We start from the raw sequence: 14,100 nt of genomic DNA on the forward strand, positions 1-14,100 counted from the left end.
CTCATTTAGTTGATGCGTTTGCCAACCAACCACGGATCTGGCCAACGTTTGCCAAAACCGCTGATTCTGCAAATGTTTGGATCACAAGATCACTAGGGTTAGCGACCAAAGTAGAGCTATAAGTAGCTGAATCAACAACAGTGCCGAAGGCATCGACCAGTTTTAGCTCCCAGCTAGCTGGACGAACACGGCGCTGAATAGGCTCAATGTTAAGAGACATATTCAACATGTAGAGTGCATCGTTGCTAGTTTCTAGCTGATTACGCTCAAGCAAAGCGTCGATCGCCGTCAAAAGACCCGCTTTTGAAGCGTCGCTAACACCGTTCATCATCAAATTAATAGAAGGTAGTTCAACCGGAATCACATCAGCGTGTGCAAAGAAGTTATCTTCAACTTCAGCAACGTAATTTGTAATAGCACCACCAACTTCAGCTAGAGCGCCATCTTGGTTTAGGCCTGTTGGAATAACCTCAAAGCCAACTGAGTTGTAGATTCGACCAAAAGCAGCCTGAGCCGCAGCATAGGCACCGTAGCGTTTGAATTCAGAGTTAAGCGCACGCGTCTTGGCACGAATCACTTCAAGTTCTGCGTTCAACTCAGAACCCTGTGCCGCTTCAGCAAATGCCGCCATACGCTGGTCAACTAGGAAAGACTCTTCGGCTGTATCGAGTTCTTTTAGAGTCAGTTTGTATCGTTCAATAGCTACTCGAACCTGAGTCAACACAGCGATCGACAGTGCCATACGGCGAGTATCGTCAACGGTCTTCTGATCTTCGAGCGTATCATCCAGTGTACGGTAGCTAAGAAGTTTAAATAGGTTCCAGTTAATGCTTGCACCCGTTTGGATCCAATCATCTTCGTACAGGTATTTATTAGAGTCGTACTGTAGTCCAAGCGAAAGTGCTGGATTAGGCAGCAATGAAACCAGTTGTTTCTTAGCTTCGTCTGCAGTAATACGAGCGTTGTAATCTTCTTGACGAAGTTCTGGACGCTGTTGCAAGGCTAGTTCTTCAAGTTCAGCAACGTTAAGTGGAGCAGGTTTTAGCAGTGGTTCATCAACTTCAGCAACTGTGAACTGAGCTCCTGGCGTCACGTTCATAAGCGCTGCAAGCTCACGCTTAGCCAGATCAAGTTCTGTACGACGGCTAGCTAGTAGATCAAATGCATCGATTAATAGACGCTGGTAGGTTAACGCTTGTTTCGGTGGTACTAGACCTTCTGCTTCAGCACGACGAGAACGCTCAAGCGCACTGTTAACCTCTTCAATCAGCTCATCCGCTTGTTTAACTAGACGCTGTGCACCAAGCGCACGCCAGTAGGCAGAACGAACATCCGCTAGAATGTTTTGAACAACACGACGTCGACGCTCTTCAGCAATTAGAACTTGGTTAGCCTTTTGTTTTGCGCTGTAGTAACCAATACCTAAATCCAAAGCGTTCCAAGTAAACTCTGCTGAACGAGTACGGTTATGTTCTGGTTGGCTACCAGAGTAAGAATCTGTAGATGTAGGCTCAATAATAGAACCATCAGTGTTACTAACTCGATAAGACTTCGAAGCGCTGACATTATTTCTATGAGTATAGCCTGCTGACACCAGTAGATTTGGCAACATGTCATACGAAGCTAATTCAGCTAAACCACGCCCCTGTGCACTTTCCATAAGTTTCAAGCGCAAATCCATGTTGTATTTCAATGAACGCGCTAGTGCTTCTTCGAAGGTGATTGGTGCAAATATAGGATCCTGAGCAGAAAATAATGTAAATTGGTCTGCTTGTACTCGCTTACGAACATCTGAAGTCGTAAGAGCCTCTGGAGAGATAGAACAGCCCGCAATTAGTGCCGCCAACGAAACGACACCTAATTTTTGAAAGTTTGCTCTTTTCTTTGAAATCATCATTCTGATTTTTCCTATTCGAAATCGATTAACTATTAGAATCTTTGAGGTTAGAGTTAACTGGTTCAACCGAATTCAGCACATGAGCTGAACTACGAGATATACCCGCCCCGTTATTAGTTTTAGCTGCAGCTAAAAGCTGTGCTGTAAATTCTTGATGCTCACTATCCACCTCTGTGACGTTTGCAACGAAAAACTCTTCAGTCTCATCATCAAGTGAATCAAAAAAGCTTGCTTCAGTAAGCTCCTCACCAAAGAAGCCTTGCTGTAGCTCTTCACCGTCATCAAATACAGGGGCAGAAAGCTCTGATATTGGAGCCAAAGAGTCCATTGCAAGACTTGATCGAACAACTGATGAGCCCATGTAAGCATTGCCGTCATCAGAGGCTAGACGACGGAACAGACTTACTGTATCAGAACGCGCCTCCGCCACAGCTGGCAGTACATAGAGTGCTATTTTGCCAGAGAGCTTATCGATCTGCGATTGAGCTTCTGTCGCAATTGCATCAGCAAGTCCATAGGCATCCAGGCTCTCTTTCACTTCTTTAAAAGCATCGCTGTAGTCGATTACTGTTTTCTGAACGACTACCTCTTTAAAATCTTCACCGCCCTCTTTAGGAAGTGGCTTGCCACCAGAATCAACGCCAGTTAAGTCGTTATCAAGTTCGTAAAGATTCAAAGAGTCAGCAAGATTTGGAACGTTAGCGTAGTCGTAACGCACACCCGTACCATCATCAACGATTAGGTTGTAACCCGTGTCTTGGATATTTGGATCGTCTGTGTAATAAGCTTTAAGGCCAAAGTTTTCTAAACCTTCATAGTTATTATCATCTTCATTAGCAATGGTTACACCTACATAAAACTTAGTACCATCTCCAGGAGCAATGAAGGAGACTGAAGCATCTTGAGAACCTTCAATGTTCACTAAAGTAGCGGTTTTATTGAAGACTTCGAACGTCAGGTCTTGGTAGTTACCACCAACAGCATCAATTTCAAAAACTGCGTAGGTTGAGTTTTCATTGATAGGACCAATACCCGATACCTGAACGGTACGGTCTTCGGGATCAAGAATAGTACCTACACCTGTTCCATCGCCTATGACAGCATTGGAACTTACGTTGCTTAGGTTAACGTTAAAGGTCTCTGTTCCTTCCCAAACACCTGCAACCTCACCCGTTTCATCATCAATGATGCTAACGGTAACGAACTTTTCAGTTTCATTGGCTGCAAATGTTAATTGAGTCGTAGAGATTGTAGTGTAGTCAGCAGGGTCAACAGCAGAGACATCAGCGGTGCTGTATGAAACTGTTGAAGTCTCTTCAGTATTACCTGTTTTAGTAATGGTGAATGTAGCTGTACCATCTGTTTCATTAACAGTAACGTCATTGATGCTGAAGCTTGGACGATCGTCATCACTGGCTGACGTAGTACCGTTAGAAGTACCATTGTCCCAAATCTCACCAATACCCTGGCTATCTGAAATAGTCGCCTGTGTAGCAGATGATAGATCAATGTAGAACTGCTCGTTACCTTCATAGATATTGTCGTTTGCGATATTTAACGTAACAGTTTGAGTTGCAACATTTGCCGCAAACTGCAGTGTTCCATTTAAGGTTCCAGACGCATCTGTACCAGATGCCGCTGTGCTACCGACTATCGCTGAATTACTGCTAATGGCGTAATTGACTGTTGATGTAACGGCGGTAGCACCTGTCTTAGTAACCGTAAAGGTGATAGTGCCCGCGCCTTCATTAACATCAACATCATTGACGCTAAAGCTTGGACGGTCATCGGCAGCAGATCCATCATTATCATCACCATCATTAGTACCGTCATCGTAGATAGAGCCAGTGCCGGTATCAGTAGCGGTGATTGCGGAGTCCGTAACGTCAGCTGAAAGGGTAAATGTTTCAACACCTTCAAATGTAGAGTCATCTACTGCGGTAACACTCACTTGAAGTTGAGTATTTCCAGCTGGAAGGATGTATTTACCATCTGTAGCTGTCAATGTGGTCAAGGTGCCACCGTTATTGTACTTAACAGTCATGCTGCCATAGTCAGCACTGCCCTCAGTTGTCACATCCGTTAAAGTGAATTCTACTTCAACATCAGCTTGAGTCGCATTAGACAAGGTTGCATCAAATGTGAGCGTACCACCTTCATCTTCAGTCGCATTACCAATGGTCAACGTTGGGCGATCATCATCACTACCAGCACCCGATCCACCATTGGATGCGTTACCAGTACCATCATCTTTAATAGTACCCACACCCGTAGCATCACTGATAACAGCACCTGAGGCGTTCGCAAGTACTACGTTAAATGTTTCACTACCTTCGTAAACAGCAGGCGAATCATTAGTGATTGTCACTGTAACCGTTTTCTCGGTTTCACCCGCAGCAAAATTCAGCTGAGTACTTGCTATTGCAGTGTAATCAGAGTTACTGGCTGATTCAGCTGTACCATCCGAAGTACTGTATTCAACAGATGAGGCTAGCTCGGTATTACCTGATTTAGTTACGGTAAAGGTTGCTGTACCTGAAGCTTCGTTAACCGTTACATCGTTAATACTAAAGCTTGGCTTGTCATTATCTGCAGTACCGTCATTATCGTCGCCGTCGTCAGTACCATCATCATAAATGGTGCCGGTACCGTAATCGGTATCGATAACAAATTCATTAGGGAAGTCTGCCACGAGCCTGAACGTTTCAGTTCCTTCGTAAGTAGAGTTTTCAACAGCATCAACAGTTACTCGCATCTCGTCGCCTCCTGCTGGTAATGTATATTTACCGGCAGTTGGTGTAAGAACAATCCATTCAGAACCATTGTTGTAGCTAACAACCATGTTGTTGATATCTGCTGAGCCTTCAGTAGTGATATCAACTAATGAAAACCCAACTTCAACATCCGATGCGATGTCACCGTCTAGTGTCACATCGAATGAGAGTGTGCCGCCCTCATCTTCTGCTGCATCAGAGATAGCAAGTGTGCGCCTAGCCGTTCCATCTGAAATGATACCTTCCCCAACAGCATCATCAATAAGACTGGTTCCACCAGAGTTATTAGATAGTGTGACTGTTAGAGACTCATTACCTTCATCAACAGTAGAGTCACTTACTGTTGAAACAGTAAATGTTTCGGAGTTGCTACCAGCAGCAAATGTTAAAGTACCACTAGCGGCAGTGAAATCCTCTGTTTCAGCTGTATCACCAGATTCTATAGAAGTAGCGTATTGAATAGTTTGCTCAACGGATGTGTCACCTGAACGTGAAACAGTAAAAGTAAAAGTATTACCTTCAGTTTCAATCTCATCCGAAATAGTGAAACGGGCTCTATCGTCGTCTGAACCACCATTACCGGTACCATCATCTTCAATGGTACCGATAGCTTGAGCATCGCTGATAGTAGCTGAACTGCTCACATTAGAGAGATCTAGCGTAAAAGTTTCAGTATCTTCAAATACCGTATCATTAGCTACGGTGAGGGTAATGTATTTAGTTGTCTCACCTGCGGCAAAAGATAGTGAGCCATTCGCAGTGCCAGTTATATCACCACCTGATCCAACAGTTGCAGCATCAACACCCGTACCGCTATTAGCTATCCAGTCAAGTGTAGTAACTTGGGTTGTAGCACCTGTTTTCACAACAGCAAAAGTAATAGTTCCTGCACCTTCGTTCACTGTTACATCATCAACACTGAAACTTGGTCGATCGTCATCGGTCGCTGAAGTAGAACCATCTGAAGTACCATTATCCCAAACAGCACCAACACCCTGGGCGTCTGATATTGTCGCTTGTGATGCAGACGAAAGATCAATATAGAATGTCTCTTCACCCTCGTAAACGCTGTCATCAGTGACATTAAGTACAACAGTTTGAGTAGAGACACCGGCGGCAAACGACAACGTGCCACTCAATGTACCATAAACATCTGTTCCGGTAGCCGCAGAACTACCTACCGCAGCACTGTTACTGCTGATCTGATAGTTAACGGAAGAAGCAACCGACGTAGTACCAGTTTTAGTCACTGTAAATGTGATTGTTCCGGCATCTTCATTAACGTCGACATCATCTACGCTAAAGCTAGGGCGGTCGTCATCCGCGGTTGTATCGGTATCAGAATCATCACCAACGTTACTACCATCGTCATAAATAGTACCGGTACCGGTATCTGTGTCAGTAATTGCTGAATCGGTTACAGCTGCAGACAAAGTGAAGGTTTCTACACCTTCAAATATTGAGTCGTTTTCTGCAGTTACGCTGACACGCATTTGTGTGTAACCAGCTGGCAACGTATATTTGCCAGAAGACGCTGTAAGTTCAATCCATGTCGAACTTTTGGAGTTGTAATACTCAACTGTCATGCTGCCATAATCGTCAACACCCTCTGTATTGACATCAGAAAGAGTAAACGCAACTTCAACATTTGATTTAGTTGCATTTGAAAGAGTGGCATCAAAAACTAATGTACCGCCTTCATCCTCAGTAGCATCCCCAATGGTGAAAGTTGGTCGGTCATCATCAGACCCACTACCATTGCCTCCGCTATTGGCACTACCTGTACCATCATCTTTAATAGTACCTACACCATTCGCATCGCTGATTGTTGCGCCGGAAGCATTTGATAATACAACACCAAAGGTTTCAGAGCCCTCATAAATTGCATCATCATTAATAGCTACACTAATAATTTTAGTGGTCTCGTTCTTAGCAAAATTTAAAGTGTCAGCTTTGGATACATAGTCTCCACTATCAGCTGTACCATTATTCGTAGTTGCATACTGAACCGAAGCTGATACAGCTGTGTTACCTGACTTAGTTACAGTAAAGATTGCGTATCCAGCTTCCTCATTGACAGTCACGTCACCAATACTGAACGATGGACGGTCATCATCACTCGCTGATGTAGTGCCATCAGAAGTCCCATCATCCCAAATGGTTGCAACGCCCTTCTCGTCGGAAATAATCGCGTTGGTAGGATTACTTAACTTAATAAAGAACTGCTCTGAACCTTCATAGATTGAATCATTCGAGAGCGTAACGGTCACTGTTTTAGTGAGATCTGATGCGGAGAAATCTAGCGTCCCAGATTTATGAACAAAGTCCTCACCTGCAGTGGCTGATGAACTTTCAAGGGTGTAATAAACCGTTGATCCCAAAAGGGTATCGTAGTGTTCAGTTTTACTAACAGTAAAAGTTAACGTTCCTGCCGATTCGTTAACTGACACATCATTCACAGAGAATGATGGACGGTCATCATCAACTCCGCCCGATCCAGAGCCATTGTCGAGAATTGTTCCTACAGCCTGAGTATCATCGAGTGTTAGGTTGACTGCGTTACTTAAATTTACATAGAAATTTTCAGAACCCTCAAAAACATTATCATTAGTAACGTTTAATGTAATAGTTTTTGTTGTATCCCCATCAGCAAAAATTACAGTTCCACTTAGATCATCGTCTGGAGTAATATCCTTACCACTGGTACCAACCGTCGCGGTATTACCTACAACCGAGTAATTAACAGAGGCAGTTCCAGAACCAGAATCACGAATCACAGTAAACGCAATTTTACCTGCGCCTTCATTCACTGTTGCATCAGAGATAGACAAACCATCTGGCTGAAGTATTGTTGCTGTAGCAGTTACTGCTTCAGTTGATGTAGAAGAGCCTGTATTGGTAAATGTACCAACTGGCGCCCCCATAGTTAGAGAGAAGAGTCGTTTACCACTAGTCTGCCCAGTAACACCTAAACGAACATCAACACTTGTACGTGCAACATCGAAAGTTGTCTGGTAGGAAGCAGTATCTTCAAATGTAATACCGCTCAAGTTCGAAGTAATACCACTAAAGCGTGTAAAGCCATCTCGGTAATCTTCAGTAATATCTAGCTTACTAGTTTTATCTACTTGGTAAGAGGAGAAGCCGCTTATTTCAGCATACTCTTGATAATTGCTACTACCATCTACGTCCACCCCACTCACATAGAAGTTCTCTAGGGCAACAGCAGTGTAGGAACTAGGCCCTGTATAGTCTTTAACAAAGGAGAACGTAAAATCAACTGCACTTCCACTACTACTGGTAGAGTTAATTTCAGGCTGGAATCGTGAAGAGTTACTACCATCATTATCAAGAGTAAAACTTGAAACATTCGACATACCAGTAATAGAAACAAGTACATCGATCGATTGAGAGTTAATGGTGACAGCATTTGCAGCTCGATACACTGCACCCTCACTATTAGCTGTACCTGATACTAAAGTTAATCCACTTATATCAATAGTTTTATATTCAGCGTCATAAACGCTTGTGCTAGCCATTGATGTAGCAACTTCATATACATTTAAATCAAAGGTTTCACCATCATCATCTACACTATCATTAACGATAGGAACCCTGACTAAAACAGCTGAAACACCACTACCTACTGAGAAGGGTGTAGTGTACGTAACCCAATTTGACCCACCATCTAGGCTATATTCAAATCCAGTACCGTAATCTGTACCACCACCTGTAGCAGTACCACCAGAAAGATCCATTGCAAGCGTTTTACTAGCAGTGCCGTTGACTTCAAACTGTGCGTACGTATCTGTTTCTTTGACAGTAATATCACTAATAGTAATGGGTACAGGTTCAGCGGCACCAGTGATTGTGATCGTTACAGTCTGAACTGATGAATTAACACCACTGCCATCAGTAGCTTTAACATTGTAGCTGAATGTCAGGGTATCACCCGCTCCGAGGAAGTTTAAATCTTCATTAGTGCTGTATGTCCAGGTACTACTCGAAGAGTTTGCACCTAAGACAAAACCATTAACAATAGCATCGACATTAGATTGACTTAGCTGCAATGTTTGGGTAGCACCACCTGACACCCAAACCATATCATTATTGTATGTTTCCGAAAGAGTTACTGAGTCACCACTATCTGGATCTGTAACTGTAATAGTACCGCTTGCACTTCCAGAGCTAGCTTCTTCAGCACCATTTCCTGTGCCCTCAACTTCAACTAAGGCACCTGTATAAGTAATCGCACTGATTGTTGGTGCATCATTAACTTCAGAGACGGTTATAGTCCCTAAGCCTGTACTGCTCCAATAACCTGAACCAACAGAAACCCTCCCAGTCCAAGAAAAGCTTCCTGAACCGTTCGCATTTGATGCTGGCTCGAAGGTTAAAACATTACTGCCTGTTAAATCATAAGCCGTATCAGCTGATACCGCAGCACCATTGTATTTAAAAATTCCGATCGACGAGTCTGGCAATGTGGCAAACTTAATTTCGCCTGCAGGGTCATTGCCTAGCTTAAAAATCGCATCAGAACCATCAACATCAATTGTGAGAGTAGTATCTTCAGTAACGTCAACTTGAAGATTTTCTACCGGATCACCTGCAGGTTCTGGGGCATTAGGATCTTCCGGAACTGGATCGAACGGAGTGCCGTTTTTAGTGGTGGTACCCGCTATATTATCTATATAAAGGTGTGGACTTAAAATTGTATCGCCCAGATTAAATACAGCTAGTGAAATAGTGTAGGTCCCACTTTCAGTTATCTGAATTGTTGATTCTTGCCAGCCAGTACTACCGTAAGAACCAGTAGTATAATTACCCGTTCCTGGATTCGTTGCCCCTAGAAGGGTTATTTCAGCTTTTACACCATCTAGAATAGCAAGTTTACTAGGATCACTTTTGTCAACAAGCGTAAGAATAGAACCGTCATTGTAGGGCTCGTAATCTGTAGAGATGTAGTTCCAAGCAACCGTATAAGTCTCCCCAGCTGTTGCACTGAATGTCTGAGTTACATAAGCCATGTTAGTTGGCGTCATGTAAGAACTGGAGTAAAAGGTATCATTTATGTAGGTCATGGTGTCATTAGACACACCTGATAGCGACTGAAAATCGTTACTTAACTCTGACCAACTACCAGATGGTTCCAGCTTAATCATTTTCGAGTCAGAACCAGTTACGACCCAAGTATTAGACCCTGCGTTTATAGTTTGCGACCCTGTTATGACCGCTGCATCATTTGATGACCAACTAGACAGATCAGTTTCGAAACCAGCATTACTTATAGCAAGATTGTCTTTATAACTAACAAGTGAAAATCCAACACTCTCTACAGAACCAGAAGCGACCTCTAGCTCCCAGTCTCCACCAGCACCTGTAACATCATCCGAAGCAGCCACATCAGCTTGAGTCAAAGTTGCGATCTCTTGGATAAAGGCTTCGCCATCACCTGAAGCAGCCACGTTACAACCGTATAGAAGAATATCCCCCTCAGCTGTCAGTGATTGCCCGATAGCAGCTAGTTGAGCTGAGTATGAATCTAGATTGGAATCAGACAGTGTTACCGATCCAAGTTGCGCTTCACCCACAGAACCGTGACCCAAAACATGAATAGCAGAGATACCACTTTCGTTAGCCAAGGTTTCGGCCATGAATGCAAAACCATCCACACCCGCTTCGACCATAAAGATTTCAGCATCAGTTGGTACAGCATTAATCAAGGTTTGAACATCTGCCAGCGAAGCATCTATGAAGTAAACTTCTCGAGCAGTAGGTGTTAGGCGAGAATCTACAAATTCACCTAGTTTTTCAGAAATCACTGCTTCTATGTCAGAATTTGAAGCACCACCATCTATCCAATCTTGGTTCAAATAGATAACAGGGTTGCCATCTGGCCCCTCAGCAGAGAAAAGACCTGTGTTACCCTCCATAGAGGAGTCACCTAGGAAACCAAGTGCAACGGAGACTTTCCCATCAGCCATGTCAGATTGAAGCTGATCTAAAGCACTATTCCACTCTGCTGTAATAACAGTTTGCCCACCGCTAAATGAAGCAAAAATATCGTCACGATTGGCACTCAGTAAATTTGACTCTACAGCACTGACTGCTGCTTCTGCCGATTGAATTACGTGACTTGAAACAGACTCACTAGCAACTACATCAGGCCCATCAACATTATCCAGATTCAGCGCCATATCAAATATAGCGGAACCATCAAAAAGTGTACGAGCTTCCAAAGCGAACGAACGATTGCGCTTTAGGTTTTGCTTAGTGTTCTCTGACATAAAAATACCTCTGGCTTAGGCCAATATGTGCACCGTCTCTTTAATTTCAAACGGAATAACAAAATTATCTCGCGAGTTTATTACAGGCCAATTTCAAAACCTTGCAAAAACTTACATTAAACTTAAAAAATAAACCTTACTTTTTCTGACATTCAAGAGCTACTAGACCTCGGATGTACTTGAAGCATCAGAAGTGATTGCCTTAAGAATAGAATTTTCTGAAGGCTTAAGTGGCATCTCATGCGCAACTAAATGGTTACGTAGAGACTGCCAGAAATCCCCACGAGCCTGTATTTTGGCTAGGAAGTTCTTCACTTTGAAGATCAACATGTACGACGCAACCCAGTTACCATTCACGTTTTCTATACCTGTAAAGATCAACTGATGTGCTGGTTTGCTACCGCCCTTACCGAGCACGTAATCTGCATCCTCAATGATCTCATTGACTACCTCTTCTACACGTGTAGGCTCAATATCAGGACTAAGATGGAAAGCAAGCTCCATACGCAATCCGCGAGGAACATCGTTATGGTTTTCGATCTTCGCTTCCGAGACCTTACCGTTGGTCAAACTCACTACCGGCCCATCCAAAGATTCGATACGCACCGTACGCCAAGTGATATCCGCAACACGACCAAACACGTTATCGACCTTGATAAAGTCACCCACCTGAAATGGACGCTCAAGGTTGAGCACGATACCTGAGAAAACGTTGGCGATGTTCGCTTGAATCGCTAAGCCGATAATCATCGCCAAGACACCAGACGTAGCTAATAACGATGTCAGCTGTTGGCCAAATACGAAAGCCGTTATGCCCAAGACTGCGAAGATGTAGATCACTGTTGCCCCAAATCCACGAATAACATTCGGGATCTTACGGCCAGTATGGGATTCTAGTGGAATCCAGACAAAGCGCTCCAAGGCAATAACAAGCAAGCGAGCAGGTATAAACCACCAAAGAGCACTGTATGTCAGTGCCACCATTTCTGTGGTGTAGACACTCAAGTTCTGTGCTGAGAAGTCTAGAATCAGACTACCCGCAGCAAGCAGAAGCAGTGGCCAAGAGATGACACGAAGAATCCATGAGTGGAAGTTCCAGAAACCACCTCGTTCTTTACGGTCCATACCCACGGCAAAAACGCCACCCAAGATACCGAAGATTGCTAGGTACACAAAGTAATCTGGATCGACAAACTTCTTAAGATTGAACTTACTCTTCTCAAGAATGATACCTGCTTCAATAGTTGAGAAGTCAGGCGAAGAGCTGGCATGGCCAACATACTTAGGATTACCCAATACACTGCGTGTTTTAATATCTTGACCAATCCAAGCGCGATCAATCTGCCAACCTAGATTTGGATTCAATGCACGAGTTTCATTGAGCGATGTTTCAAATGTTTTCCCTGAAGAAAGCCCCAAACCAAGGAAATCGACAACGTATTGAAGGTTATCTTTGTTCAACAATTCATGTGAGAACGAGACACCCGCCTGATACTGGCCGTAAGGTGGCGACTTTTCACCAAAGTTCATAAAGAACTTACCTTTAACGCGGTATAGACGGTAAGTCATATCACCCTGTTGTTCATTGAAAACAGGCTCACCAAGCGAGATATCCTCTGCGTTGTTTTTGAAGACAATATCTTGCGGATCGAAGTTTCCACGGAAGCGGAACCACATTCCAAAATCAAGCATCACAGTGCCATCATCAAGATTAATATCAGAGATCTCATCAATCTGAAGGCCTGTGTAGATTACGTTTGTTTTGTACATGAAACGGTCGTTAACAAATAGGACGCGACCTTCACGGAACTCTGCAATGTAGTTCTTGTTACCACCTTCAAGAATTGGCTGTAACTGAGTAAGCGCGGAAACTAGAGTTGTACCACTGTAGTTACCAATGTAGTTTGCACGGCGAGCTTGATGGTATACATCAAACATAGGATCCGATGTACTTTTAGCAGCATTCAACGGTTTAGTATTTAGCTTTTCAATAAGTGCAGCACGTAACTCTTTTACGCTAAGGCTGTTTAGTCCTTCGACACTTTTAACTTCACTTGCAACAAGCTCAACAGCTTCAAACGCATGGGCAGCAACCCAATCCGGTGAACGATTTTCAGCATCAATAAAGTTGTTTTTAAAGTTCTGAACATGCTCACCTGCAGTGTCGAACATCAACGGAGATGTAAGCACCACACTATCAATGTAATCACCAGCTGTGCGGTATGAAGGTGAGTCACCTGGCTTTTCAAAGATAAGGTCATTCAGTGTCGTTCTGAATGCATGTGTTGCCAGGCCTGACAAACCAATCAACGCGTTACGACCACCGACATCACGAAGCTCTTTTACAAACTTAGCAGCCTTAACAGGCTCCAATGCGATAAAGACAGTACCCGTATCAACCTTAGCTTTAATCTCTGCAGCGATTTCAGCTAGTTGCTGATCAGAATCACCGCTTAGATCTACCACCCATTCGTAGTTTGTCTTAGTTTTAAACTTCTCATAGGTATCAGAGAAAGTTTTAGAGAGTGTAGCGCCTTTATCACTGCTATCACGAACGATAGAGACAACCTTCTTACCCAATACGTTTAGAGCATAGTTAGCAAGGAATTGGGTTTGGGTTTCTGAGCTAGGGGTCAAATTAAAAAGCGTTTTTGAACTATTCTTAGTGAATAAAGAAGAGAGCGGATTGATAACAGGCACACCTGCTTGATCATAGACCGCTGATAACTCATCACTGACAGGAGTAAATCCATGACCCAAAACCGCTAGGACGCCTTCATCTGAGGATACTTTCTTAGCGACTTCCAGAGCACCTTCAACCGTCCCTTTGTCATCTAGGGCCTCTAACTGCAGCAAATGCCCGGCTAAACCACCCGTTTGGTTAATCTGATCAACGAACAATCTCGCTCCGCCAAGAAGTGAGTCACCCACTAATTGACTCTCCCCCGATAGAGGTGCAGCTAAGACAATGCGATACGGACGATCAGCATCGGGTTGCAACACAACTGTACGAGCAATTAAAGAGAAGATGACAGACAGCACCACAATGACCGAAATGATCAAAAGGAATAGCTGTTGTCGAGTTAGCTCTTTGAACTTTTCTCTCAAATTAACCATGGTTAACGTTCCTTAATGTTTT

The 14,100-nt window shown here is 43.6% G+C and carries 3 protein-coding genes; all 3 read right to left on the reverse strand.

All coding sequences use genetic code 11. The annotated features are described in order from the left end of the window. Nucleotide 1 precedes the first annotated feature (1 nt). Nucleotides 2–1,897, reverse strand: coding sequence for a TolC family protein (locus tag HH196_RS05315; protein ID WP_169451123.1), 1,896 nt, complete (start codon nt 1,895–1,897; stop codon nt 2–4). A gap of 25 nt (nt 1,898–1,922) precedes the next feature. Beyond that, complete coding sequence (locus tag HH196_RS05320) at nt 1,923–10,961, reverse strand: Calx-beta domain-containing protein (protein ID WP_169451124.1); 9,039 nt, start codon at nt 10,959–10,961, stop codon at nt 1,923–1,925. A gap of 162 nt (nt 10,962–11,123) precedes the next feature. After that, the gene (locus HH196_RS05325) at nt 11,124–14,078 is read right to left on the reverse strand and encodes an ABC transporter substrate-binding protein (protein WP_169451125.1); all 2,955 of its coding nucleotides are present in this window, start codon (nt 14,076–14,078) and stop codon (nt 11,124–11,126) included. Nucleotides 14,079–14,100 lie beyond the last annotated feature (22 nt).

The sequence above is a fragment of the Marinobacterium sp. LSUCC0821 genome, assembly GCF_012848475.1.
Taxonomy (GTDB): domain Bacteria; phylum Pseudomonadota; class Gammaproteobacteria; order Pseudomonadales; family Balneatricaceae; genus Marinobacterium_E.